The organism is Arthrobacter sp. TJ-58, assembly GCF_058269295.1.
This window is the reverse complement of record NZ_JBZCNM010000003.1, coordinates 34,552-60,095: the sequence shown is the minus strand read 5'-3', so window position 1 is coordinate 60,095 and position 25,544 is coordinate 34,552. Positions and strand designations below refer to the sequence as shown.

The window sequence follows — 25,544 nt, the reverse complement described above, 5'->3', positions numbered from 1 at the left end:
CCCAAGCGCTTCCCTGAGGACTGCCAGCGCGATTATCTATAGGTGCCGACAACATTGTCGCGCCCCAGCATAACGACCGCGCCGCCGTTGGCCCCGTAGCCTGGCCGCAGGCGACGCCCTCGGTGTCGGCTACAAGTTCGGCGCGGCGCCCTGCCCGGCAGCGCGGAGGCCACAGTGAAGGGCGGCGGACCATTCGGGTTCGATCCGGCCGAGACATCTCCATGGCCATCCCAGCGGCACTGGACGCCGCAGGCCGACGGGCAGGGGCCGAGGGACTCCGCCATGCGGATCCAGACCCAAGCGCCAACCGCCCTTGGATGGCGAGGAATGAGTGCGGATTGTTTTCGATTTCCATCTCACATGGCAAAGGCGATCGTTGTCAGCGTCTGAGAAGTTCATACCGGCTCCAGGAGTGGTGTCACTGCTGTCGGCCCAGGCATCTAGAGCCGCAGTCCTGCTGTGCATAAGCCTTGCAAAGACTCCTACCGGGGTCGGGGGACGTCTACCGGGCGAGTTCATTCCCCGGTTGAAGTCCCTCCTCGTCCCGGAGCCCAGTGGACTCCCTCCGGACAATCCGAAACCCCGCCTTCACCGTCCGCGGCGCCGCAGGCTCCCTCTTCTCCCCGATCCGCTCCACCAAAATCTGCACCGCAGTCTTGGCGATCTCATCCCGACCGGATCCACCGTCGTGAGCGAGGGTAAGGAGAAACGCCCCTCGTCGATATTTTCGAAGCAGCCGATCACAGCCACATCCTTCGGGCACGCTCAGGCCCTCCTGCACCAGTCGGCGCAGGGCGACCAGAGCCAGCGAATCATTCAGCGCAAAGACGGCATCAAACCGGACACCGCGGCGGCACAGGTCCCTAATAGCAGCGAATTTGGTTTCCCGCCCCCAGCGGGCCACCCGCTCCGAATTAAAGGCAATGCCCGCCGCCGCAAGCGCCTCGCGGTAGCCGCGCTCGCGCAGGCTCGCCGAACTGGCAGCGTCCTCCGAGACCTCGGGAGCACCCACCAGGGGATCCGGGTTCGACCAAGATCCAGCAGGTGCTCGACGGCGGCCGCGCCGAGGACATATTGTGCATGGTGACGTGGTCGGTCGGGCCACCGAAAATCCGCTTCCCCAGCAGTACCAGGGGCTCATTCACCGCGAGGGTGCCGGCGTCGTCCTGCCCCAGCGCCGCAGGGCTGAACAGGATGCCGTCCACAAAGCGCAGCCACCCGCCGGACAGAGCTTCAAGCTCAAGTTTGCGCGCTCACCGTTGATCTGTTCAATCAAAACCCAGAGACCCTTTGTCGCAGCCGCCCGAATAATGGAATCCGCCAGCTCTGCAAAGTAATTCTCCCGGATTGAGGGAACGGTCAGCCCCATGACTCCGGTTTTACCGGACCGCAATCCGCGCTCTGACAGGTTGGGCCGGTATCCCAGCTCCTCAATAATCCGACTCACACGGGCCTGCGTTTCCGGTTCCACCTTGGGATTGTCGTTAAGGACGTTCGAGACCGTCTTGATGGAAACACCGGCGGCGCGGGCAACATCGTGAAGCGTGGGATTCATGTCCAGAAGACAACCTTTCCTGCCCTGCGGCCTGTCCGGCTCGAGCGTGTTCAAATCCTAGCCGCACAAAAAACATCGTCTAAGACTCTTGACGCCTCAACCAACCCCGGTCTAGCGATCCGGTACAATCTTGTACCTCACCCAGCGGCGGCAGACCACTTTCTACCCGTTCGCCATCACCTCCCAGGGGCGACAGGGCGACAGGGCGGAAAATACTTCAGGTTCTGACTAAAGATGCGGTTGGACTGGCACTTAAGCCTGCATCGCCCAGGCGAGCAGATCACCGCAGTCGCCGTCACGACGCGACATGTCTTCAGGGGTAGCGACACATCATGCGTGATGCTCTCGAAGGCCGTCTCCAGCTCCTGATTGGTAGCGAGCAGTCCTACCAACTCGTCGTTGCCCGGTGGAGGCCTCCCGCCAGAAATTTCGGCTCTCCCCCATGGACGTTTAGCAAGGCCCGTAAACTCAAAGGCTGTTTCTGCGTCGAACAAACATGACTCAACTCCCAAATACGGGCTGCGACTCGATGTACACCAGATCGCTGGAAAGAGCCGGATATTTTTGGACTCAGCAGCGAGTAAACTCATGAAAACCGCACCGATGGATGTGCCGGTGTTCGTATACGCCGATTTTAGAAACGGACATTTGGGGATGCTTCGCAGGGCTGAAAACGTACGATTCACTCATCAACCTGGCTTCTGGACAGGGAAGGGGCCTGCTGCACTGACCATCGGAAAACGTACTTATCTTCTACGCAAAATGTCGAAGGCCGACTTTCAGCGCCGTTTGGATGTTCAGCTCAGACGTCCTCGTCTTGTGGCAACAGTGAACGGCAAAAGATATTGGCATTACAAAAACAGGTTCTACTGGGAAACTGACGTGTTACGGTCCGAGGAAGTTCATGCTCTGATAACTACGAGTGAACAACGGAAGAACCTTCAGATTGAGCGGGCGCAAGCAACCGTAGCCATGGGTTCCCAACCGCGAGTGTCCACCGCTCGAAAACGCATTCCAGACGACGTAAAACAGTACATTTGGACACGCGATGCGGGACAGTGTCAGAGCTGTGGATCGGTCGCCGAGCTCCAGTTTGACCACATATTCCCGGTATCTAAGGGCGGAAGCAACAACGTCGAGAACCTCCAGATATTATGCGGGCCATGCAACCGGTCAAAGGCCGCGGGGCTTACCACCCGCCGTTGAACGGCGACGCCAATGGAACCCGGTCATCATCACTGATATCCACTGCTAGGTGCTCGATTCGGCATAGTTTTACCAACTCCGGTCGACCACGTGGGATCAGGCCTGATAATCCGAAGCCCGGCCGTCACTGGCCCGGAGCATCTGCGCGGGACTAGAAGAAGCCGCGGGGGCTGGGTCGCCGGCTTCCCGCTCACGGCCGATTGGCAGCTGAATCACGGCGTGACGCGCCCTGCCCCCGAGCGTGAACCTGGGCGAAACCCTGCCCTGCCGGTTTGTTGTGCCGATTTCCGCGGCTCCATTGGCACCGTCCCTAGTCACACTTTCGGCGCAGAAACAACAGCAGTTCCGCCGACCCGACCGAAATCCGTCCATAACGGTTGATCATTGCCAGGCATCCCCTTAGCGTCCCTTCTACACTCGCGCCGCCGCATCACCACTAGGTGCGGCACAGACACGGCTGAGTGCCCGGCTCGATGACGACCGGGCACCACCAGCTGCAACACCGCATGTTTCCGATGCGCTGATTACGAGCAGCACCCCGCCGCGGCCAGAGGTGGCCGCGGCCCGTATGAGGGATCATCCATGCAGATAAGGAACAAAACCGCCACAACCCTTCTCGCCTCCATAGCCCTGCTGGGCGTGGCCATCTCACCGGCCACCGGATACCGCGGTGACGCGCCCCCGGGCAGCAAACTGCCAAACCTCCCTGCCCCTGCCGAGTACTTTGGCTTCGAAATGGGCGACGAAGGGAGGCTCGCATCATTTGCGGACATCAGCGACTATTTCGAGACGATTGCCGCGCAGTCCCCGGAAGTCGACTACGAAGTGGTGGACCGCACCACTGACAACAACGAATATCCCATCCTTCGGCTGAGCAGCGAGGAGAACCTGCAGCGGCTGGATGAAATCCTTGCCACCAATGAAAGGCTCGCCGATCCCGACGCGATGGCCGCCGAGGCCGCCGCCGCCGGAATGGAAGAAGAGGACTACGCGCGCAAGGTCGCCGCGGGGACCGTCCCGGTCTATTACATTGAGGCGTCCATCCACGCAACGGAAGTTGGAAACACGCAGGCGCTGGTCGACGTCGTCCACCGCCTGGCCACCGAAGACTCCGCCGCCATGAACAAGATTCTGGACGAGATGGTGGTGCTGATCGTCCCCTCCGCCAACCCCGACGGCCAGCAGATGGTGGTGGACTACTTCAACGAGACCGCTGGCACGGCCTACAACCGGGTGTATCCGGATCTTTACCACACCTATGCGGGGCACGATAACAACCGTGACTGGTTCATGTTCACGCAGAAGGAATCCCGGACCCGGGTGATGCTGGAGCAAAAATACCGTCCCGTGGTCCAGCACTATATGCACCAGGCCGGGACCAACAGTCCCCGGATCTGGACCCCGCCGTATGACGAGCCGCTGTCCACGGCCGTGGATCCCATCGCCATCTCCTCCTCGAACGCGCTGGGCCAGTTCACCCAGCGTGACCTCGTGGCCCAAGGCCTGAAGGGCGTGAAGTCCGACGACGCGTACGGCATTCTCTGGAACGCCGACGTCGCCGGCTACGGCACGTTCCTGGGCACCTCCACCTTCCTGACCGAGATTGCTTCCGTTAGCGAGCTGGCCTATCCCTTCACCGGGGACGGCGTGCTGGAACCGGTCGACAAAACCATGCGCTCTCCCCTGCCGTACGATTCCGACATCTGGACGCTGAAGCAGATTGTCCAGTACGCCACTGCGGCGGCCTTCTCCGGAATGAACACGGTCGCTTCGGATCCCCAGTCCTGGCTGCTGAACAACCTCTACCGGGTGAACAGGAACAGTGTTGACTGGGAGGGCGGCCCGTACGCCTATGTGGTGCCCAGCGGTCAGCGCGACCCCTACGCCGTGTATGACATGATGCGGATCTTCGACATCGGCGACGTCGAAATCGAGCAGGCCAAGGCTCCCTTCACCGCCGAGGGCCAGGAATTCGCCGCCGGTTCCTACATCCTGCGGACCCAGCAGCCGCTCGGCCGCTGGGTGGACCAGCTGCTGCGCATCGACGAGTATCCGGACAGCGCCCGCAAATGCGACGACTGCCCGCTGATCATGCCGTACAGCGAAACCACCGACAACATCGGCCTGTTCATGGGCGTGAATGTTGCCGCAGTTCAGGAGCCCTTTGAAGCCGCGACCCGGCAGGTGCGCGAGATCCGGCAGGAGCGGGTTCAGATGCCCCGTCCGCCGGGTCGAGACGGTGCCTACATTCTCAGTGCCGAGTCCTACGGCCTGGGCCGGATTATCGACGAGCTGCAGGACGCAGGCGTGGATGCGTACCGTGCTGCCGGTCCGATCACCGTGGACGGACGGGAATTCGCTCCCGGTGCGCTGATGGTTCCCGCCGGCGAGCGCGGTGCCCGCGGTACGCTCACCCGTGCCATCCGCGAGACCAGCCTGCCGGTCTACGCCACGGCGCAGATGCCGGCAACCGACGCGGTCAAGCTCGCGGAAAATACCCGGATCGGCCTGGTCCGGGGCGCCAACAACATGCCCGGCGGCTGGTTGATGTGGATGATGGACCAGTTCGGCACGAACTACGAAGTGGTCGAAGCTGCGGACTACGCCAATCTGTCCGACAAGTTTGATTCCATTGTGCTCGCCCCGGGAATCTCGACCGAACGGCTGACCACCGGGCTGGACACCACCAAGTACCCGGAGGAATTCGCGTGGGCTGCAGGGGTGCCGGATGCACCCCAGAAACTCGCCGAGTTCGCCGCACAGGGCGGCAGCATCCTGGCGCTGGGCTCCTCGTCCCTCACCGCGGCCTCAGCCATGAGCCTGCCGGTGGAGAACATCACGCCGACGGACCGCGCGTCGTTCATGGTTCCCGGCGCACTGCTGGCCCAGAACTACGACACCTCCGCTCCCGCGGCCTGGGGTATGCCGGCCTCATGGCCCACCTGGTTCAACAACGACGCCGCCTTCCGCCTCACCGGGGAGGGAACCTCGGTTTCGCAGTACCCGGCCGAAGGCAACCCGCTGGTCAGCGGCTATGCACTGGGCGCAGAAGCGATCAACGGGGCAACGAACATTGCCTCGTTCGACGTCGGCGAGGGTGACGTGACCATCGCCGGCGGGCACATCACCTTCCGCACCTGGCCGCGGGCTTCCTGGACAGTGGTCACCAACGCCATCTACAACGGCGCGGGCACCGAACTGACCGCCGAGGAAATGGCAGGAGTGTTCGGAAAAGGCGGCCGCTAGCCAGCAGCCGGAAAGGGTTCCCGGGCCGGGGACGCATCCTCGGCCCGGGAATTCCCCCGTCCGCACCGCCGTCGTAGTTCCAATCCCCCCTTCCCGCGCTGGTCACGGCTAGGCTGGCGCTGAAACATGCATCCGCCCGCAGCGGGCGGGCACACCGCGAGCGCCGTCACGGCGACATGTCTCTAGGGGGAACAACATGAGTGAACCGACGCAGCCCAACAACCAATCCGGGAACAACCCCGGACCGTGGAATCCCGGCCAGCCGGCGCCCGGTCAGGGCGGACAGCCGGGCCAGCCCGGACAGCAGGGCCAGCCCGGACAGAACCAGGGCGGACAGCCCTACCCCGGCACCCCGGGCAACTACAACTACCCCGGATCCGGCTCCCCGGCACAGGGCAACTACGCCTACCAGGGCAACCCCTTCGGGCAGACGTCACCGGCCGAAGACCCCGCCCGACCCAAGCAGGTCAATCAGGCGTTCTGGCTGCTGATCGCGAGCGCAGTCCTGGGGCTCATCGCCCTGCCGCTTGCCCTGGTGTACGTGAACTCCCCCGAATATCTCGACACCATGGAAGAAACGCTGCGGAACGCCGGACTGGATGTCGATTCCGAGTCCCTGGCCAACGGTGTTGCCGCCGGCACCGTAACAGCCGTGTTCTCCGGCATCCTGGGCCTGGCAGTTCGGGTGGCGCTGGCCTTGCTGGTGCGCGCCGGATACAACTGGGCACGCATCGTCATCACGATCTTCGCCGTTTTCTCGCTCCTTGGACTCATCGGCCTGTTCTCTACCGGGACGCTCTCCGGGATCCTCACGCTGCTGGCCACCCTGGCGACCATTGCCGCTGTCGTGCTGCTGTGGATGAAGCCGTCCGGCGAATATTTCACCAAGAAGAAGGCCTACCGTCAGGCCAAGAAGTTCGGCAACTACTCGGCGTAGTTCAGATCAGTTGCAGGGAGGGGTGCCGGCTGTCCGCAGCCGGCACCCCTCCTTTCTTGTCTGACTCCGCTTACCCCACAACCCGTTTGGCGGCCTGTCTAAACGGCCCCTCACCCGCAAACGCATACTTCGCAAACCGCTCCCCGATCAGCCGGTGTGTGGCGCTGTCCGGATGGAGCGCATCGGGCAGCGGATGCTCGTCGGCATCGGCCGCACTGTACAGTTCAGTCCCGTCCAGGTAGTACAGGTTCGCGTCCTCGGACCGGCGCTCCACCAGGGACGCCAGCGCCTCGCGGATCACCCGCAGCGTCAGCTGACCGGCAGCCACACCCTCCGGCGACCCGGTCGCAATGAACTTCACCTGGTCCGTCGCGAACGACGCCGGATCAAAGGCGCCGGGCCCCGGAGTGTCCTCATGGATCCCGCAAAAAATCGGCGCCACGAGCAGCAGCGGCGTCTCCGGATGCCCTTCGCGGATGGTGTCCAGGAACCCGTGCACCGCGGGCACAAACGCACGCAGCCGCATCGCGTCCAGGTTCACCACGTTGATGCCCAGCTTCACGCTGATGATGTCGGCGGGGGTATCGCGCATCACCTGTGCGGTGAAGGGGTCGACGACGGCGCTTCCGCCCAGGCCCAGATTGTGCAGTTCCACGCCGCCCAGCTGCGCCGCCACGGCGGGCCAGATGCCCGACGGCGTTGCCGCGTTGGATCCGTGGCTGATGGAACTGCCGTGGTGCAGCCAGACCGACCGATTAGAGCGGTGTGGCTCCACCGGCGCATCGCTGCGCAGTTCCACCAGCTCCACCGACTCGTTGTGGGGCAGCCAGATTTCCACCAGCTTGGACCCGGCCGGCAGCCGGGGAAAGACGCTGGTGTGCGAGGGTCCCTCCACCTGCCGGGTTGCCCCGGTGGACATGTTCACTTCGGTGTACGAGCCTCCGGTGAGTTCGTCACTGTGCACCAGCTCGCCGTCGGCCGTCAGGTCTACGTGGCCGCGCGGCCGGTCGGTCCCGAGGTAGACCACCCGGGTGGGATGGATGACCAGTTCCAGCTGCTCCGCCGTCGTGGAGAAGACCAGCCGGACGCCGGAAGGCTGTGACTCGGCCATCAGCAGCTGCGGGTCCGGGAAACGCGTGCGCACCGGGGCGGGCAGGCGGTGCGGCCGGACTCCCCGCGGAGTTGTTTCGAGTTCCGCGGCCCCGTGAACGAGTTCGGGAGCAATGACAGTGGAAATCATGGTGCCTTTCATGAGGGGTCAGGGGATTGCAGACAGGCAATGTTAGTGCATCCGGCCGCGCGGCCTTTCCGGCAGGGAACAGAGCAGGGAACCTGGCAGCAGAACTGGCGGGAGAATTATGACCCGCCTGCGGACCGCCGGTAACTGCTGGCCGTGAAGCCAAGGACCTCACGGAACGCCGCCGCCAGATGCGCATGATCGGCGTAGCCCAGTTCCGCGGCGATGTCCGCAATCGGAGTTTCCGGATTCAGCCGCACCCGTTCCGCGGCCTCCTGCAACCGGTACCGGCGGATCATGGCCAGCGGAGGCAATCCCACATGCCGCCGGGCCAGTCTCTGCACCGTCCGGGCGGAGACTCCAAGTTGCTCGGCGGCCTGATCCACCCGGAGCAGGGATGTGTCCGCCTGGATAACGTCCTCCAGCCGGTTGGCCAGCAGTGCGTCGGTGCCGGGGACAGGGACGTTGTCTTCGAGCCAGCGTGCTGCCGCCGCCACCGCGGCAGCACGACGGCGGGACGCGGCGCCGCCGTCGTCGCGGGCTTTGCTGTCGGGGTCGTCGTCCTCCGACATGGCAGCTGAGACAGCCGCCAGCAGCTCCGGAGCCTCCCCGGGGATTTCGATGTCGCGCAGACTCCCCGGGTCCTGGACGAACACCGGAACCGCCGCCGGACGCAGCAGCATCCCCACCGCCCAGCCCCGCCCGGACAAATCACGGAAGGAACGCCGGGTCGCCGGGCCGGACAGCGTGACGCCGTCGGGCTGGACCACGAGGTTCAGCGCCGGAAAAGGAAGGACTTCCTGCCGGGACACCCGGCCCGGTGCGAGGTTCCACTCCGGAATCCAGAACCAGCGCACCCGGTCCGCGAGCTCCTCCGCCGGCAGAATACGGTGGAAAACAGGCAGCCGCGCCGGATACAGCGTGCCCCGCCACTGCTCCTCCACCGCTCCCCTTCCGTTCCTGTTACTGCCCGATTTGTACCTGTCGCGAATCTTCAAGCCCGGCCCCGGGGACGCTGCCTACGCTGACACCATGACTACAACAAACAGCCCCAATTCAAGCCCAAGCTCCCCTTCAACCACAGAAACATCCAACACCGCGGCTTCCACCCCGGCCTCTCCCGCCTCTCCCACGGCCGGCGTCACCGGTGACCACACCACCGGCGGCATTCCTCACGGCGTCACCGCACTGACCCCGTTCCTGGCCGTCCCGGATGCCCGTGCCGCCATCGACTTCTACAGCGATGTCTTTGGCGCCCGGACGGTGGACGTCACCGAGATGGGAGGTGTGGTGGTGCACGCCGATCTGGACTTCGGCAGCGGCCGGTTGCAGCTGGGGGAACCGAACCCCCAGTACGGGCTGGTTCCGATGCCGGCCGGAGACGAAGACTGCTATTCGATGGGACTCTACTGCGCCAACGTCGATGAAACGGTGGCCAGGGCCGAGGCTGCCGGTGCAACCATCCGTGAACCGCTGAGCACGTTTGTTTCCGGGGACCGGTTCGCGAGTATCCGTGACCCGTTCGGCGTGCGCTGGTCGATCATGAGCCGGGTCGAGGACCTGTCCGAGGAGGAGAGCGCACGTCGCGTTGCCGAATGGGCGGCCGAGCAATCCGGGTAGGAACCGGTCGGGTTAGGAATCCTGCCCTTCGATGCTGATCATCCAGCTGGTGCCGAACTTGTCATTCAGCATGCCGAACATGTCGCCCCAGGGTGCCTTTTCCAGGGGCAGTGTCATCTGGCCGCCGTCGAGCAGCTTGTCCCAGTAGCCGCGCAGCTCCTCGCCGTCGTCGCCGCTCAGGGAAATGGAGTAGCTGCTGCCCTCATCCAGCGCCATGCTGGCCGGAGTGTCCGAGCCCATCAGGACAAACCCCTTGTCCGTCTTCAGGGACGAGTGCATGATCTTGTTGGCCTCGGCGGGGTCTTCGGCCATGTTCATGTCGCCGAAGGTGCTGCTTTCCAGGGTTCCGCCGAACACGCTCTGGTAGAACTCCATCGCCTCCCGGGCATTGTCGCGGAAGCTGAGATAGGGATTCATGGTGCTGGACATGGTGATCTCCTTCTAACTCGTTGCGGTCGGATACCCAGCCAGATTAGGCGCGGCACGCCCGGCCCGGAAGGGTGTCCGCAAACCCGGAAAACCAACCACGCGAAACCCCCAAAGAGGCGGCGGCCGGCTCCCAAGGAACCGGCCGCCGTCGTCGTTCAGTAAAGAGACTTAGCGCGCACTCTTCCGCCGGCTGAAGCCGAACGCCACCGCTGCCAGCAGCACGAGACCCTTGATGACCTGCTGCCAGGCGGCATCCACGGACAGGATGGACAGGCCCTGGTTCAGCACGCCCATCACCAGGCCGCCGATCACGGCACCAATCACGGTGCCCACACCACCCTGCACCGAGGCCCCGCCGATGAACACGGCGGCAATCGCATCCAGCTCAAAGCCGCTGCCGGCCGAGGCCACCGCTCCCCCGGCCCGCGCCGTGCTGACCACGCCGGCCAGCCCGGCCAAAAAGCCCATGTTCACAAAGATAAAGAAGTTCACCCACTGCGTTTTCACGCCGGACATCATAGCCGCGTTGAGGTTCCCGCCCATGGCGTAGATGTGCCGGCCAAACACGGTGCGGGTCAGCAGGAAGGAATACGCCAGCACCAGCACGGCCAGGATGATCAGGATGATCGGCGTGCCGCGGTTGTAGGCCAGCAGATAGCACAGGTACATGATCGCCACGATGGCCAGGGCAATCTTGAACCAGAAGGACAGGGCCCGCTCGCGCGGCAGCCCCAGACGCGCCAGGTCAGCGCGTCCCTTGACCTGCTGGACAATCAGCCCGATGGAGGCCACCGCTCCGATGCCCAGGGTGACCAGGTCCGGGGTGCCGGTGGAGGGCAGGGTTCCGTTGCCGATCGCCACGAACGGGCGGGGCAGGCCGCTGACCGTGCCGCCGGTGAGCAGCACCAGGGCCAGGCCGCGGAAAATCAGCATCCCGGCCAGCGTGACTATGAAGGCAGGTATCCCCACAAACGCCACCCAGAATCCCTGCCAGGCACCAATCAGGGCGCCGACGGCGAGCGCCAGGACAACGGCTCCCCACCAGGGCAATCCCCAGTCATTCATGGACAGCGCCGCCACCGCACCGACCACCGCGACCACGGAACCCACGGACAGGTCGATGTGCCCGGCGATAATCACCATGACCATGCCGATGGCGAGGATCAGCACATAGGCGTTCTGCTGGATGAGGTTGGATACGTTGCCGGGATAGAGCAGGCGTCCCCCGGTGAGGATCTGGAACAGCACAATGATGACGACGAGCGCGGCAAGGATGCCGTATTGCCGAAGGTCAACGCGCGGCCGGCGCTTCTGTGCCGGTTTGGGGCTCGGTACCGGAGCCTTCTCCGGGGCGGTGGTGGTCACGAGGCTTGTGCTCCTTGGGGTCGGGCGGCGGTCATGTGGCGCATCAGTTCTTCCTGCGTGGCGTCGGCGCGGGGCACTTCGGCGGTGAGCTTGCCTTCGGCAATGGTGTAGATGCGGTCGGCAAGGCCGATCAGCTCCGGCAGTTCGCTGGAAATGACAATGACGGCTTTGCCCTGGGCCGCCATCTCGTTGATGATGCCGTAGATTTCAAACTTGGCGCCGACGTCGATGCCGCGCGTCGGTTCGTCGAGGATCAGCACGTCCGGACCGGAATAGATCCACTTGCTGAGCACGACTTTCTGCTGGTTACCGCCGGACAGGTTTCCCACAATGGAGGACACCGTGGGCGTCTTGATGTTCATCTGCTGCCGGTACTCGTCGGCCACGCCGTATTCGCGGTTGCGGTCGATGATGCCGATCTTCGCGAGCTTGCGCAGCGCCGCGGCGGAGACATTGACGGTGACGCTGCCGATGAGGTTCAGCCCATACCGTTTCCGGTCCTCGCTGACATACGCCAGGCCGTTGCGGATGGCCTGCCCCACCGTGCGCGTGGTGATCTCCGTGCCGTCCTTGTAGACGCGTCCGGAAATCCCGGATCCGTAGGAGCGTCCGAAGATGCTCATCGCCAGCTCCGTGCGGCCGGCCCCCATCAGCCCGGCAAAGCCCACAATCTCACCGGCGTGGACGTTGAAGGAGGCGTTGTCCACCACCACCCGGTCGGTGTCCACGGGATGGTGCACCGTCCAGTCCTCCACCCGGAATTTCTCCGCACCGATGTCCGGCTCCCGGTCCGGAAACTGGCTGTCCAGCGGCCGGCCCACCATGGCCCGGATGATCCGGGTTTCAATGTCGTCCGTGTTCTCCACCGGAAACGTGTCGATGGTCTGGCCGTCGCGGATGACGGTGACGATGTCCGCGATGGCGCGGATTTCCTTGAGCTTGTGGGAAATGATGATGGAGGTGATGCCCTGCTCGCGCAGCTGATCGATCAGCCCGAGCAGGTGCGCTGAATCGCCGTCGTTCAGGGCCGCCGTGGGCTCGTCCAGGATGAGGATTTTCACTTCCTTGGACAGGGCCTTGGCGATTTCCACCAGCTGCTGCTTGCCCACGCCGAGTTCCAGGATTTTGGTGGCGGGGCTTTCGTCCAGGCCCACGCGCTCCAGCAGGGCCGCGGCCTGCAGATTGGTCTGGTTCCAGTCGATCACGCCGCCGCGGGAAACCTCGTTGCCCAGGAAGATGTTCTCGGCAATGGACAGGTACGGGCTGAGCGCGAGTTCCTGGTGGATGATCACGATCCCGTCCCGCTCACTGTCATTGATCGTCCCGTAGGAGACCTGCTTGCCCTCCAGCGAGATGGTGCCGTCGAAACTGCCGTGCGGATACACGCCGCTGAGCACCTTCATGAGCGTGGATTTACCGGCGCCGTTTTCGCCGCAGATGGCGTGTACTCCGCCGCGCTCAATGTCCACCGAAACGCCGTCGAGCGCTTTAATGCCGTTGAACTCCTTCACAATGCCGTCCATGGAGAGGATGACGTCATTCATGCCGTTCTCGTTTCGCTGCAGAAGTGGAAGCCCGACGGCGGGGCGCGGCGGAACCGCGCCCCGCTGCCGGGCAATAGCCGGAACGGGTTAGAGCCCGATGTCCGATGCGGAAACGAAGCCGGAGTCCACCAGGGTGCTCTGCACGTCATCCTTGACCACAACCTGCGGCTCGAGGATGTAGGTGGGAACCACCTTGACCTCATTGTTGTAGGTCTCGGTGTCATTCACCTCCGGGTCCTCTCCGGCCACGATCGAGGCGATCATGGTGTCCACCTGGTCACCCAGCTGGCGGGTGTCCTTCCAAACGGTCATGGCCTGCTGGTCGGAGAGCAGCGCCTTGATGTTGGCGACGTCGGCGTCCTGGCCGGTGATCAGCGGCCAGTCGGTGCCGGGCTGGTAACCGGCGGACTGCAGCGAGGCTTCGATGCCCAGCGCCAGGCTGTCATTGGGCGAGAGCACGACGTCGACCTTGTCACCGCCGGTGTAGAAGGACTGCAGGCGGTTGTCCATTTCCGACTGGGCGTCCGCAGACTCCCAGCCCAGGATGCCGATGGAGGTCCAGCCGGCGTTGTCCGCCGGGGACTTGCCGGAGGGAACCACCAGCTGGCCGCTCTGAACGTACGGCAGGAGCACGTCCCAGGCACCGGAGAAGAAGAATGCGGCGTTGTTGTCATCCGGGCTGCCGGCGAAGGGCTCCAAGTTGTACGGGCCCTTGCCGTCGGCCAGGCCCAGCTGCTCCTCGATGAACTCGCCCTGGAGCTGCCCCACCTGGTAGTTGTCGAAGGTGGCGTAGTAGTCCACAGCATCGGTGCCGTTGATCAGGCGGTCATAGGCAATGACCTCCACGCCCTGGTCCTTGGCGCTTTCCAGCGTCGGACCGAGGGTCTTGCCGTCGATGGCGGCGACCACGAGGATCTTGGCACCGCCGGCCACCGAGTTCTGGATCTGGCTGATCTGCTGGTCGGTCTTGTTGTCCGCGTACTGCAGGTCAACGGCGCAGTCCTTGGCTTCGAGCTTTTCCTTCAGCCCCTCGCCGTCGTTGATCCAGCGCTCCAGGCTGCGGGTGGGCATGGAGATTCCCACGTTGCATTCGACGCCGCCGTCGCTCGCATCATCGGAAGCATCGTTGGAGCCGGCGGGGGCGCAGGCAGACATGCCTGCTGCGAGTCCGAGGGCTAGGAAGAGCGAAGAAACATGCTTGATTCGGGTCATGATTGGGCCTTTTGGAAAAGGATCCGGCTGGTGCGGCGGGCTTTCGGCTTAGCGCCGGCGGACGGCGGAAGGCCACAGCGGATTGCCGTGGTACTGGATCGGACGGATACAGCGCTGTAACACCCCGGTGGCGGAAGAACCGCCACCCATTTGCAGGCTGAGAAAACTTATCCGTCCGGACAACCGTCGGACAAGAGTAGTTATCCAATCGCAACGCGGCCCGCCCGGATTAGTGCGGGATGCGGACCGGCCCCTAGCAGTTGCCCGGCCCCCCGAGGGCCGGAACGGCAGGGCAGCCCACGGGTCAAAGAGGTCCGTATAACGAGAATTAGAGTGTAAAAAAATCTATTATTTATATGTCACTATTGAGAAATGACAAAATCAGAGCTTCCTGGGGGCAGCTCGCATATAGCTTCGCCCCAGCCGCAACAGCCGATGCCCGAAAACCACGGCAACGGGGCGTCACTGCCCACACTTTCACCTGAAACAACTAAGCCAAAGAAACAATCAAATATTGTTGGGCTCATCGCCCTCATCGCAGGAGTACTTGGTTTCATTTTCGCCTGCGTACCGGGCGCCCTTATCATCGGCTGGATTCTTTTGCCGATCGCTTTCATCCTGGGCCTTGTGTCCCTCTTCCTCAAGAACAAGTCCAAGTGGATGGGTATTACAGCGCTAGTCCTTTCGATCGTGGGAACGATCGTCGGATTCATCGTATTCTTCTCGGTTGTCTCGGATTCCTTCGAGGAAGCTGTTGGCAGCGGCGACACCACCGTCGTCCAGCCGTCAGATGGCACCGCAGCCCAGGAAGGGGCGGCTGAGGAGGAAGGCGCAGAGGCCGGGACGCGCGCAAATCCGTACTCACTCGGTTCGGTCATCGAGAACGAGGAGTGGCGCGTCGTCGTCAATTCTGTAGATCTGGCCGCTACGGATGCCGTCCTTGCTGCCAACCAGTTCAATGAGCCGCCCGCCGAAGGCTCGGAGTACATTCTGGTGAATTACTCCGCAACGTACCTCGGTGATGATCCCAACGGGCAGATGCCTGCCATGCTGTCCGTTGAGTACGTAACGGCGGACGGAACAACGGTAAACGGCTTCGACAGCATTGCCATCGCGCCGGAACCCATCGATACCACGAGCTCGCTTTACACGGATGGAACCGCGACAGGAAATGTCACCTTCACCGTACCGGCGGCTACAGCCGGACAAGGCGTCCTCGCTGTGCGGCCGGGAATGTTTGACGACAAGGTTTTCGTCGCAGTCCAGTAAGTAATAACCCTCTCGATTGAAATGAAGCCCCCGGTGATTTGCCGGGGGCTTCATTTTATAGATTAACGAGGTTATATCGGGAGTGCTCCAACGCGGACGAGGCTATGGTCCGAGCCGAGGCCGCTGGCGCGGTACTCCAGTCCGGGGCCGCTGTCGCCTGTGGCTGGCTACTGCCCCTTCGGCTGCCCGCGGACTGCGGACCACTCAGCATTCACCGGCGCGTCCGCCAGCGGTTCCCAGCCGTTGTCCGTCAGCAGCGAGGCCACAGTGTCCCGGTTGAGGTCGCGTTCCTGGCCTTCGATTCCGGAGGGATAGCAGACCCACAGCACTCCGCCGGGCTCCACTGCGTCTGCGGCAGAGGACAGGTCGTGTGCCAGATCCGCGGCCGAACCGGCAAACAGCAGCACGACGTCGGCCGGCATCAGCGAGCCCGACGCCGCCAAGTTCGCCTGGGCCGGCAGAAGCTCGGCAACTTCCGGACGATCCTGCGCGCCGTAGACCGTGACACGGTTTTCCGGTGAAATTCCGAAGATTCGGGCGGCAGATGAGTCGGATGACATGTGGCGGAGCTCCATTCCAAGGGCGTGAGACTGCGTTGGTACAAGGTGTCCGGCGCTTACCGAACCACCGGATACTCCATTCTTTCAGGTTTGCCGAACCCGCAAATACGCACCGGAGCATCATCAGCACCGCTTCGGAGCTGAACCTTGCGGAAAGGGTAACCGGGCTTGCTTCCGCCCCTCATTCTGCGGTTTACCTCATTGTCACCGACAGCTAGTAATCTCGGGGAGACAATTCAATAGTTGGGGAAAATCTTGCACCACAGTATCGGCGGAGTTCACTGCTCTGCTTTTCGACATAAGCACCTTCCAGCGGCGTGCAAACCGTCCGTCATGGACCGATCCGCGCCTCCCGTAAAGAACCTCCCATGATCGGCGGAGCCAAAGCGGCCATCGCAGCCGCCGCCGTCGTTATAGCCGGCGGAACTACTCTGGCCATCGTTTCCACGGGCAATGCCGATGAGGCCGAAGTCATCCGGGTCATCGACGGCGACACCCTCGTGGTGGATTACGACGATCAGGAACTGACCGTCCGCCTGCTGAACGTCAACACTCCCGAGACCAAGGACCCCAACAAGCCCGTGGAATGCATGGGTCCCGAGGCCTCTGATTTCCTGACCCAGGCCCTGCCTGCCGGCAGCACGGTGACGCTGGCGTTCGACGTCGAACGCGAGGACCGTTACGGCCGCACCCTCGCGGCCGTGTATGACGACGACGATCTTCTCATCAACGCCGAGATTGCCCGCCGCGGGCTCGGGGTTCCCGTCACGTACGAGCCGAATGCCAAGTTCCGCCCTCCCGTGGACGAGGCGTATCAGGAAGCGCAGGAACAGGGTGTCGGGCTCTTCGCTGAAGACGTTGAGTGCACGGTTCCGGCCATGGTCACCGCTCTGGAAGACACAGCCGCCCAGGCTGCCGCAGAGGGAACAGGGTCCACGGCTGCATCCGCCGCGGCCGCTGCCACCGCCGTGTATGCGCTGGTCAAAACCGTCGATGACGGGTATGACGCCTTCGAGGCCGGTGCCAGGGAAGGCAAATCCATGGTTTGGACCGCGCTCTCAGCAGCGCAGCGGACCGATCTGCAGGCCCGGGTCTCCACTGCTCGGAGCACGGTGCATTCACGCCACGGCGAGCTGGCCACCCTGCAGCAGGAACGTCAGGGTGCCGAGGATGAAGTGATTCGGCAGGCGGCCGAGGCAAAGGCCGCGGCTGAGCGGCAGGCGGCCGAGGCGAAGGCCGAAGCCGAGCGGCAGGCTGCCGAGGAAGCCCGCAGGGCAGCCGAAGCCGCGCAGGCCGAAGCGGACCGGGTTGCCGCAGTACAGGCGGAAGCGGCGCGCGTCGCAGCTGAAGCCGAGGCCCGGCGGATCGCCGCTGCCCAGGCAGAGGCTGACCGGCAGGCCGCATACGTTCCGCCGGCGCAGCAGTACGTTCCCCCGGCACAGAACAGCAATCCACCCGGTTACACCGGTCCGCGCTGCTATGCGCCCGGCGGCAAAACCTGGCGTCCCTGCTAAACCGGCAACACCCCTGACCGGGTAACTGCTGGCGGCGCGGGTGAAGCGGAAAGCTAAACCCCCGCCGCCAGCATGGCGTCAATGCTCTCCGGTGACAGGGCATGCTGGATTGCCAGCATGCCCGCCCCCACCATTCCGGCGTCGAGCCCCGAGGCCGACTGCACAATCTGCAGGTGCTGCGTTGCCAGCGGCATGCTGCGTGAATAGATGACCTCGCGCACCCCGGCAATGAAGTGTTCCCCGGTCAGGGCCATGGATCCGCCGATGACGATCACCGCCGGGTTCATCATGCTCAGGCAGGCGGAGAGGACATCGCCCACGTCCCGCCCGGCCTGCCGGACCACCCGGACGGCTTCCGGGTTGCCCTGCTGCACCAAATCCACCACGTCGAGACTGTCCTCGGCGGCCCGTCCCAGCGCTTGCAGCTTCAGGGCCACCGCCGGACCCGATGCCACCGCTTCCAGGCACCCGTGGTTTCCGCAGCGGCAGGGCAGGTCCTCCCCGCGGGGCACCCGGATGTGCCCGATGTCTCCGGCCACTCCGTCCGCGCCGCGCAGCAGCGTTCCGTTGGAGATGATGCCGGCGCCGATGCCCGTGGCCACCTTCACGAAGATCAGGTCCTGGACGCCGGACCAGGCCAGCTCGCGCTCCCCCACGGACATCACGTTGACGTCGTTGTCCACCAGCACCGGTACCTCAAAGTGCCCCTGCAGATAGCCGGGGACATCAAAACCGTTCCAGCCGGGCATGATCGGCGGGTTGATCGGCCGGCCGGTGACTTGTTCCACCGGGCCCGGAACGCCGACGCCGATCGCCAGCAGGTCCGCCGCCGACCGGCCGGCCTGCTTCAGCAGCTCGTCCCCCAGTTCCGCCACGGCGTCGAGCACGGCTTCCGGACCGTCGGTGACCCGCACGTTCCGGGAGCCGTCCTGCAGGCGGATGCCGCCCAGATCGGTGAGCCCCACGCGCAGGTGCGAGGCACCGATATCCACGCCCAGCACCACTTTGGTTTCGGTGCGCAGCGCAAAGCGCGACGACGGCCGTCCGCCCGTGGAGACGGCGTCGTCCACCGGTGCCACCAGCCCCAGCGCCATCAGCGCTTCGACCCGCAGGGCGATGGTGGAGCGGGCAACACCGAGCACATCCGCGAGTTCGGTGCGGGTGCGCGGCCTGCCGTCGCGCAGCAGCTGGAACAGCTCGCTGGTCCCGGAGACGGCGGGCAGGGGCTTCCGAATATCGATCACCGTGCCATTCAAACACGACTGCGGGTGCCTTATGTCGACCGGCGGCCGAATCCCGGCATTCCATCGGCGGATACTGTTACTGTGACCGCAACCATGCCCGCTGCCCAGCCCAAGGAGAAACCATGACCACTCAAAAACCGCTGCGGATAGCCATGGTGGGCCACGGATTCATGGGGGCTGCGCACTCGCAGGGCTGGCGGGTGGCACCCCGGTTCTTTGACCTGCCGCTGCATCCGGAGATGGCGTTGTTGGTAGGCCGCGATGCCTCCCGCACAGAGGCTTCCGCCCAGAAATGGGGCTGGGCCGAAGTTTCCGCCGACTGGCGGGAAGCCGTCAGCCGGGACGATATCGACGTCGTCGACATTGTCACTCCGGGTGCCTCCCACGCGGAGATCGCCGTTGCCGCACTCGACGCCGGCAAGCACGTGCTCTGCGAGAAGCCGCTGGCAAACACCGTGGAGGAAGCCCGCGCCATGGCCGACGCCGCCGAGCGCGCTGCCGCCCGCGGCGTCCGCGCGATGACCGGCTTCACCTACCGGCGGCTGCCGGCCACCACCCACGCGAAGAATCTGGTGGCCGACGGCGCCATCGGCACGGTGCGCCAGGTCCGCGCCCGCTACCTGCAGGACTGGCTGGTGGATGCCGATGCTCCCATGTCCTGGCGGCTGCAGCAGGAGCACGCCGGATCCGGTGCGCTCGGCGACCTGGGCGCGCACATCGTGGACCTGGCCCAGTACGTCACCGGCCATCATCTGACCGAGGTCAGCGGCACGCTGCAGACCCTGGTTCCCACCCGTCCCCTTCCGGCGGACGACGGCGGTTCCGCCGGCAGGGCGCCTGTGACGGTGGATGATGCCGCCCTGTTCACCGGCCGCTTTGACGACGGCGTGCTGGGCACCTTCGAGGCCAGCCGCATGGCCACCGGCAGCAAGAACGCCCTGCAGCTCGAGATTTCCGGCAGCCTCGGCGCCCTCCGCTTTGACCTGGAAAACCTGAATTACCTGGACTTCTATGACACTGCGGCCGCCCCGGACCGCCAGGGCTTCACCCGGATCATGGTGACCGAACCGGAGCATCCCTACGTTTCGGCCTGGTGGCCCGCCGGCCATTCACTGGGCTACGAGCACGGCTTTGTCCACCAGGCCAAGGACCTGGTGGAGGCAATTGCCGCCGGCACCCAGCCCGCGCCGTCGTTCGCTGACGGGTTGCAGGTTCAGGAAGTGCTGGGAGCTGTGTCGCGAAGTGCGGACGAGGCGGGCAGCTGGACGCCCGTCCGCTAACCGCTGGCGGCTAAACGATGCCCGCGGACGCTGCGGGGCCGGAATTACTCGGCCAGCGGCGAGAGGACTTCCACCCGGTTGTTGAAGGGGTCACGGCAGTGGAACCGCTCATAGCCCTCAAAGGTGTGCCGTTCCTGCCAGGACACCTCGAACCCGCGGGATTCGATTCGTGCGCCCAGCTCTTCGAGTTCTTCAGCGGACGCTACCACCAGCGCCGGGTGGGCTTTCTGAGCCGGCACAAAGGGCGAGTCAACGCCCAAATGGATTTCAGCCACGACGCTGTCACCCTCAAAGGCCCGGAACCAGCAGCCGCCCCGGCCGGCCAGCGACGGCGGTTTGGGAACCTCGGTCAGACCCAGCGCTTCGGCGTAAAAGCTGCGCGCCTGATCCTCTCCGTCTTTCGGGATCGAGACCTGAACATGATGTAGCCGCATTGTTCCCCCGGGATTCGTGCTTTCTGAAGTGCTTTGGCGTGTGCCGCGGCGGATAAGGCCGCGGTCGCAATCATCATGGCACAGCAAGGCTCGCTGGACCTTGCCCCGGTAAAGCGGTTGACTGTGCCTATGCCTCTTACCGGTGAATACGCCCCCAGTGCCAGCAAGTTCGCCCGCGACCAGGCGGAACTGATCGAAAGCTCCGGCGGAACCGAGGGCACCACCCTCAACGGCCGCCCCGTCATCCTGCTGACGACAGTCGGCGCCAAGTCCGGAAAGCTGCGCAAGACGCCGCTGATGCGGGTGGAGCACGACGGCGACTACGCCGTCGTCGCTTCCCTCGGCGGCGCGCCCAAACACCCCGTCTGGTACTTCAACATCCTGGCCAACCCGCATGTGGAGCTGCAGGACGGTCCGCAGAAATGGGACATGCGGGCCCGGGAAATCACCGGCGCGGAGAAGGCCGCCTGGTGGGAGCGGGCAGTGGCTGCCTATCCCCCGTACGCGGACTACCAGGCCAATACGGACCGGGAGATTCCGGTGTTTGTCTTGGAACGGATGGAGCAGTAAAACTGCCATGCCGGTCATTGACCTGAACAGCGACGTCGGCGAATCCTTCGGCCACTGGCAGATGGGCGACGACGCCGCCATCTTTGAGTCCGTCTCCAGCGCCAATGTGGCGTGCGGCTTCCATGCCGGCGACCCCTCCACCATTGCGCGGACCTGCCGCGACGCCGCGGCCGCCGGAGTCACGATCGGCGCCCACGTCGCGTACCGGGATCTGGCCGGCTTCGGCCGCCGCTTCCTGGACTGCTCCTATACCGAGCTGTTCGACGACGTGCTGTACCAGCTCGGTGCACTGCAATCCCTGGCACGGGCCGCCGGCACCGAGGTCCGCTACGTGAAGCCCCACGGCGCCCTGTACAACACGATCGTCCGCCACAAAACACATGCCCAGGCCGTGGTGGACGCCGTCGCCGTCTTCGACAAGAGCCTTCCCCTGCTCCTGCTGCCCGGCGCCGTCGCACTGGATTTGGCAGGCGACGCCGGACTTCGGGGAGTTGCCGAAGCATTCGCGGACCGCAACTACAACGCGGACGGCACCCTGGTTCCGCGCCGCGAAGCCGACGCCGTCATTCACGACGCCGGCCAGGTCACCGCCAATATGGTCCGTCTTGCCACCGACGGCACCGTCACCGCCGTCGACGGCACAGTGCTGCCGATGAATGCCGCCTCCATCTGCGTCCACGGCGACACTCCGGGTGCTGTCGCCATGGCCCGTGCCGTGCGCTCCGGCCTGGAGAACGCCGGCATCACCATCCAGAGCTTCGTGTGAGGTCATCCCCGATCACCGGCATCCGCCCCGCGGGCACCCGGGCGCTGCTGGTGGAGCTGGATTCGCTGGCCGATGTCACGGCGCTTCATGCGGAGCTGAAGGCCCGCCCGTTCCCCGGGCAGGTTGATGTCCTCGCGGCCGCCGGCACCGTCCTGGTCCGGTTCGCGGGCCGGCGCGAGACGGTTGCCGCTGCCGGGCTCCTCGAGACCCTGGACCTGAAGCACGACGCCGTAATCCCGGACGCCCGCACGGTCACCATCGACGCGGTGTACGACGGCGCCGACCTCGCCGAGGTGTCCCGCCTCACCGGCCTGTCCCCGGACGCCGTCATCACAGCCCACACGGGCACCCCCTGGCTTGGCGCCTTTGGCGGCTTCGCCCCCGGCTTCACCTACCTCACCGGCGGCGATCCGACCCTGAGCGTCCCCCGCCGCGACAGTCCCCGCACTGTTGTCCCTGCCGGCTCCGTTGCCCTGGCCGGCGACTATTCAGCGGTCTATCCCCGGGAATCCCCGGGCGGCTGGCAGCTGATCGGCCGCACCAACGCCCCGATGTGGGACCTTTCCCGCCCCAATCCTGCCCTGATCCGCCCTGGCGACCACGTCATCTTTCACTCTGTCCGCGAACTCATCACCCCCTCCACCGGCGCCAAATCACCTCAAGCCACCGACCAGGCCGCGGACTCTGACCTCACCGCAACGTCAGGTTCCGAGGGGCTGGGTGGCCTCGTGAGTCCCGCATCGCCGAGCGAGGAACGAGCGAGGTGTCTAAGGGACGATGAGGCCGCCCTGCCCACCCAACGCAACCAGACATGGCTGGAAGTAGCCACCCCCGGCCTGCAGTCTTCGATTCAGGATTTGGGCCGCCCCGGCTATGCCGATCTCGGCGTATCCGCCGCCGGCGCCACTGACACCCGTTCCTCGCGCCAGGCCAACCGGCTGGTCGGCAACCCGCCCGAGGCGGCAGTGATCGTGAGCCCGTTCGGCGGCCTGGAGCTGACCGCCCACGGCGACGTGGTGCTGGCCCTGTCCGGCGCAGAGCTGCCCGCCGCCATCCGCTCACCGGCCGGCGACCACAACCGCCCCGCACCGCTGAACACTCCGTTTGCGCTGCTCAGCGGTGAAACCCTGTCGCTGGGTGCTCCGTACCGCGGAGTGCGCTGCTACCTTGCCGTCCGCGGAGGAGTTGACGTTGCCCCGGTCCTGGGCAGCCGCAGCACCGACACGCTGAGCGGTATCGGCCCGCCGCCCTTGGTTGCGGGGGTCCGGCTGCCGGTGGGGGAAGTTTCCCGCCTCGTCCCGGTGGGAGCTCCGGAACCCTCCGCGCTCCCTGACACCTTTTCCGCAACCGAGCCGGCACTGCTGCGGATCACGGCCGGTCCGCGGCAGGACTGGTTCGGCGCCGACGCCGTCGAGTCCCTCACCGGGCACCTTTGGCTGGCGACGAGCGAATCCAACCGGATCGGCGTACGTCTGGCGACCGATCCGAAGGACCCGGAGGCCCGCCCGCTGGTACGCGTCCGCGGCGGCGAACTGCCCAGCGAAGGCGTGGTGGAAGGCGCGCTGCAGGTCCCGCCGTCGGGCCTTCCCGTCCTCTTCCTTGCCGACCACCCGGTGACCGGCGGCTACCCGGTGATCGCCGTCGTCGTGCCGCAGGATGTGCCGGTTGCCGCCCAGCTGCCGCCGGGCCATCCGGTCCGCTTTGTTTTTGTGAACCCCGACAGCCTGGCGCCGCTCTCCCCCGAGGACGCAGCCGGGATGTTTACGGAAGGAACCCAGTGAAGAAGGTCCTGATCGCCAACCGCGGCGAAATCGCCGTGCGAGTGGCGCGTGCCTGTGCTGATGCCGGCATCGCCTCCGCCGCCGTGTATTCGGATCCCGACGCCGATGCTCTCCATGTGCGCCTGGCCGATGAGGCCTTTGCGCTGCACGGTTCCGCCGGTGCGGATACATATCTGAACATCCCCAAGCTGATCGCCGCCGCCCGGCGGGCCGGAGCTGATGCCGTCCACCCCGGCTACGGTTTCCTTTCTGAGAACGCTGATTTTGCGCAGGCGGTGCTCGACGCCGGCCTCACCTGGATCGGCCCCTCGCCGCAGGCCATTCGCGCCTTGGGCAACAAGGTGACCGCGCGCGAAATTGCCGTCCGCGCCGGAGCACCCCTGGTGCCCGGAACCGACGGGCCGGCAGCGAGCTCCGAAGAGGTCCGCGCTTTTGCAGAAGAACACGGCTTGCCCGTGGTCATCAAGGCCGCCTTTGGCGGCGGTGGACGCGGCATGAAGATTGCGCGCCGCATGGAAGATGTGGAGGACGCGTTCGAATCGGCGGCCCGCGAAGCGGTATCCGCGTTTGGCCGCGGCGAGTGTTTCGCCGAACGTTTCCTGGACCGGCCCCGGCACGTCGAGGCGCAGGTACTGGCCGACACGCACGGCAACGTCGTCGTCGTCGGCACCCGTGACTGTTCGCTGCAGCGCCGGAACCAAAAGCTTGTGGAGGAAGCTCCGGCGCCGTTCCTGAGCGAGGAGCAGCATGCAACCATCTCTGCGTCGGCCAAGGCCATCTGCCGCGAGGCCGGCTACACCGGCGCCGGAACCGTGGAATATCTGGTCTCCCCCGACGGGCTGATCAGCTTCCTGGAGGTCAACACCCGGCTGCAGGTGGAGCATCCGGTGACAGAGGAAACCACAGGCGTGGATCTGGTCCGCGAGCAGTTCCGCATTGCCGACGGACTGCCGCTGTCCCTGACCGAGGATCCGGCGCCCCACGGGCATGCCTTTGAGTTCCGGCTCAACGCCGAGGATCCCGCCCGGGGATTCCTGCCCGGGCCGGGACGCGTGGAGACATTTGAACCGCCCACCGGCGCCGGGATCCGCGTGGATTCCGGCATCCGTTCCGGCTCCGCAGTGCCCGGCGAATACGACTCCCTGATGGCCAAACTGATTGTCTGGGGCGAGGATCGGCCGCAGGCCCTGCGCCGTGCGCGGGCCGCCCTGGATGAATTGGTGATCCGCGGCGTGCCCACGGTGCTGCCGTTCCACCGGGCCGTGGTTCGCTCAGAGGCCTTTACCCGTGCCGGGGAACTGGGGGTTTACACCACGTGGATTGAGTCCGAGTTTGCCGAACCGCTGGCCGCATCACCCGAGATAGCCGCGTCCCAGCCCGGAGCCGAACGCGAGACCCTGACCATCGACGTCGACGGGCGGGCGGTTACGGTGGGCGTTCCGTCGGCACTGCTGAATGCTCTGCGCTCCGGCGGAGGCGCTGGCGCTGCGGGCGCTGCGGGCGCTGCGGGCGCTGGAGTCAGCGGCGGGGTCACCGCGGAGGACGCAGATCTGGTTTCTCCGATGTCCGGAAAGTTGGTGAAATGGATGGCCGACGACGGTGCGGAGCTGGCCGGGGGTGATCCGGTGGCCGTGCTGGAAGCCATGAAAATGGAGACCACAGTCCGTGCCCACCGCACCGGAGTGTTCTCCCGTGCCCCGCTCACACCGGGTAGCGCCGTCGTCCGCGGGGATGTTCTGGGCAGAATCGGCTCCTAACCTTCGGAAGTCCCTTCT

At 65.1% G+C, this 25,544-nt stretch carries 22 protein-coding genes; 11 read left to right on the top strand and 11 right to left on the bottom strand.

Annotation, left to right across the window (positions count from 1 at the left end):
* Positions 1 to 502: 502 nt before the first annotated feature.
* Positions 503 to 1,012, bottom strand: a complete 510-nt coding sequence (locus AC4D2W_RS10690; RefSeq protein ID WP_490926886.1) for a substrate-binding domain-containing protein — start codon at positions 1,010 to 1,012, stop codon at positions 503 to 505.
* Between the two features lie 129 nt (positions 1,013 to 1,141).
* Positions 1,142 to 1,555, bottom strand: a complete 414-nt coding sequence (locus AC4D2W_RS10685; protein WP_490926885.1) for a LacI family DNA-binding transcriptional regulator — start codon at positions 1,553 to 1,555, stop codon at positions 1,142 to 1,144.
* 588 nt (positions 1,556 to 2,143) lie between these two features.
* Here AC4D2W_RS10685 and AC4D2W_RS10680 point away from each other — a divergent pair.
* From AC4D2W_RS10680 to AC4D2W_RS10670, 3 genes are all read left to right on the top strand, one after another.
* Positions 2,144 to 2,761: an HNH endonuclease gene (locus tag AC4D2W_RS10680; RefSeq protein WP_490926884.1), complete on the top strand. Its 618-nt coding sequence runs from the start codon at positions 2,144 to 2,146 to the stop codon at positions 2,759 to 2,761.
* 582 nt (positions 2,762 to 3,343) lie between these two features.
* Entirely contained in the window at positions 3,344 to 6,007 is a 2,664-nt protein-coding gene (locus tag AC4D2W_RS10675; RefSeq protein WP_490926883.1) for a M14 family metallopeptidase, read from the top strand.
* Between the two features lie 196 nt (positions 6,008 to 6,203).
* Complete coding sequence (locus AC4D2W_RS10670) at positions 6,204 to 6,944, top strand: hypothetical protein (protein WP_490926882.1); 741 nt, start codon at positions 6,204 to 6,206, stop codon at positions 6,942 to 6,944.
* Positions 6,945 to 7,014: 70 nt separating this feature from the next.
* On the opposite strand, the gene AC4D2W_RS10665 is transcribed toward AC4D2W_RS10670, so the two are convergent.
* Together AC4D2W_RS10665 and AC4D2W_RS10660 are read right to left on the bottom strand one after the other, a co-directional pair.
* Positions 7,015 to 8,184, bottom strand: coding sequence for a GDSL-type esterase/lipase family protein (locus tag AC4D2W_RS10665; protein WP_490926881.1), 1,170 nt, complete (start codon positions 8,182 to 8,184; stop codon positions 7,015 to 7,017).
* A 116-nt stretch (positions 8,185 to 8,300) separates the two neighbouring features.
* The gene (locus AC4D2W_RS10660) at positions 8,301 to 9,125 is read right to left on the bottom strand and encodes a helix-turn-helix domain-containing protein (protein WP_490926879.1); all 825 of its coding nucleotides are present in this window, start codon (positions 9,123 to 9,125) and stop codon (positions 8,301 to 8,303) included.
* Between the two features lie 88 nt (positions 9,126 to 9,213).
* Between AC4D2W_RS10660 and AC4D2W_RS10655 the strand changes: the two genes are divergently transcribed.
* Positions 9,214 to 9,801 (top strand): VOC family protein, encoded by a 588-nt coding sequence (locus AC4D2W_RS10655; protein ID WP_490926878.1) that lies wholly within the window; start codon positions 9,214 to 9,216, stop codon positions 9,799 to 9,801.
* A 12-nt stretch (positions 9,802 to 9,813) separates the two neighbouring features.
* On the opposite strand, the gene AC4D2W_RS10650 is transcribed toward AC4D2W_RS10655, so the two are convergent.
* The 4 genes from AC4D2W_RS10650 to chvE form a co-directional block, all read right to left on the bottom strand.
* Positions 9,814 to 10,230, bottom strand: a complete 417-nt coding sequence (locus AC4D2W_RS10650; RefSeq protein ID WP_490926877.1) for a VOC family protein — start codon at positions 10,228 to 10,230, stop codon at positions 9,814 to 9,816.
* Between the two features lie 168 nt (positions 10,231 to 10,398).
* Positions 10,399 to 11,595, bottom strand: a complete 1,197-nt coding sequence (gene mmsB / locus AC4D2W_RS10645; RefSeq protein ID WP_490926876.1) for a multiple monosaccharide ABC transporter permease — start codon at positions 11,593 to 11,595, stop codon at positions 10,399 to 10,401.
* Positions 11,592 to 13,139, bottom strand: a complete 1,548-nt coding sequence (gene mmsA / locus AC4D2W_RS10640) for a multiple monosaccharide ABC transporter ATP-binding protein (RefSeq protein ID WP_490926875.1) — start codon at positions 13,137 to 13,139, stop codon at positions 11,592 to 11,594. Before mmsA ends, mmsB begins: the two co-directional genes overlap by 4 nt.
* 87 nt (positions 13,140 to 13,226) lie before the next feature.
* A complete protein-coding gene (chvE, locus tag AC4D2W_RS10635; protein ID WP_490926874.1) occupies positions 13,227 to 14,351 on the bottom strand; it encodes a multiple monosaccharide ABC transporter substrate-binding protein in 1,125 nt (374 codons plus the stop codon).
* Positions 14,352 to 14,723: 372 nt separating this feature from the next.
* On the opposite strand from chvE, the gene AC4D2W_RS10630 reads away from it, so the two are divergent.
* Positions 14,724 to 15,620, top strand: coding sequence for a DUF308 domain-containing protein (locus AC4D2W_RS10630; protein WP_490926873.1), 897 nt, complete (start codon positions 14,724 to 14,726; stop codon positions 15,618 to 15,620).
* 167 nt (positions 15,621 to 15,787) lie between these two features.
* Here AC4D2W_RS10630 and AC4D2W_RS10625 read toward each other — a convergent pair whose 3' ends face one another.
* Positions 15,788 to 16,180, bottom strand: a complete 393-nt coding sequence (locus tag AC4D2W_RS10625; protein WP_490926871.1) for a hypothetical protein — start codon at positions 16,178 to 16,180, stop codon at positions 15,788 to 15,790.
* A 368-nt stretch (positions 16,181 to 16,548) separates the two neighbouring features.
* On the opposite strand from AC4D2W_RS10625, the gene AC4D2W_RS10620 reads away from it, so the two are divergent.
* Positions 16,549 to 17,694, top strand: a complete 1,146-nt coding sequence (locus AC4D2W_RS10620; protein ID WP_490926870.1) for a thermonuclease family protein — start codon at positions 16,549 to 16,551, stop codon at positions 17,692 to 17,694.
* Between the two features lie 53 nt (positions 17,695 to 17,747).
* On the opposite strand, the gene AC4D2W_RS10615 is transcribed toward AC4D2W_RS10620, so the two are convergent.
* Positions 17,748 to 18,938, bottom strand: coding sequence for an ROK family transcriptional regulator (locus AC4D2W_RS10615; protein ID WP_490926869.1), 1,191 nt, complete (start codon positions 18,936 to 18,938; stop codon positions 17,748 to 17,750).
* A gap of 122 nt (positions 18,939 to 19,060) precedes the next feature.
* Here AC4D2W_RS10615 and AC4D2W_RS10610 point away from each other — a divergent pair, with 122 nt between their 5' ends.
* On the top strand, positions 19,061 to 20,218 hold the full coding sequence (locus AC4D2W_RS10610) for a Gfo/Idh/MocA family protein (RefSeq protein WP_490926868.1): 1,158 nt from the start codon (positions 19,061 to 19,063) through the stop codon (positions 20,216 to 20,218).
* A 44-nt stretch (positions 20,219 to 20,262) separates the two neighbouring features.
* Here the strand turns inward: AC4D2W_RS10610 and AC4D2W_RS10605 are convergent, their stop codons facing one another.
* Positions 20,263 to 20,652, bottom strand: coding sequence for a VOC family protein (locus tag AC4D2W_RS10605; protein WP_490926867.1), 390 nt, complete (start codon positions 20,650 to 20,652; stop codon positions 20,263 to 20,265).
* A gap of 129 nt (positions 20,653 to 20,781) precedes the next feature.
* Here AC4D2W_RS10605 and AC4D2W_RS10600 point away from each other — a divergent pair, with 129 nt between their 5' ends.
* Genes AC4D2W_RS10600 through AC4D2W_RS10585 form a run of 4 tightly spaced genes read left to right on the top strand, consistent with a single transcriptional unit; the run spans position 20,782 to position 25,526 of the window.
* Complete coding sequence (locus AC4D2W_RS10600; protein WP_490926866.1) at positions 20,782 to 21,222, top strand: nitroreductase family deazaflavin-dependent oxidoreductase; 441 nt, start codon at positions 20,782 to 20,784, stop codon at positions 21,220 to 21,222.
* A 7-nt stretch (positions 21,223 to 21,229) separates the two neighbouring features.
* The gene (locus AC4D2W_RS10595) at positions 21,230 to 21,988 is read left to right on the top strand and encodes a LamB/YcsF family protein (protein ID WP_490926865.1); all 759 of its coding nucleotides are present in this window, start codon (positions 21,230 to 21,232) and stop codon (positions 21,986 to 21,988) included.
* On the top strand, positions 21,985 to 23,769 hold the full coding sequence (locus tag AC4D2W_RS10590) for a 5-oxoprolinase subunit B/C family protein (protein ID WP_490926864.1): 1,785 nt from the start codon (positions 21,985 to 21,987) through the stop codon (positions 23,767 to 23,769). The genes AC4D2W_RS10595 and AC4D2W_RS10590 overlap by 4 nt, the downstream gene beginning before the upstream one ends.
* The gene (locus AC4D2W_RS10585; RefSeq protein WP_490926863.1) at positions 23,766 to 25,526 is read left to right on the top strand and encodes an acetyl/propionyl/methylcrotonyl-CoA carboxylase subunit alpha; all 1,761 of its coding nucleotides are present in this window, start codon (positions 23,766 to 23,768) and stop codon (positions 25,524 to 25,526) included. Before AC4D2W_RS10590 ends, AC4D2W_RS10585 begins: the two co-directional genes overlap by 4 nt.
* Positions 25,527 to 25,544: the final 18 nt, after the last annotated feature.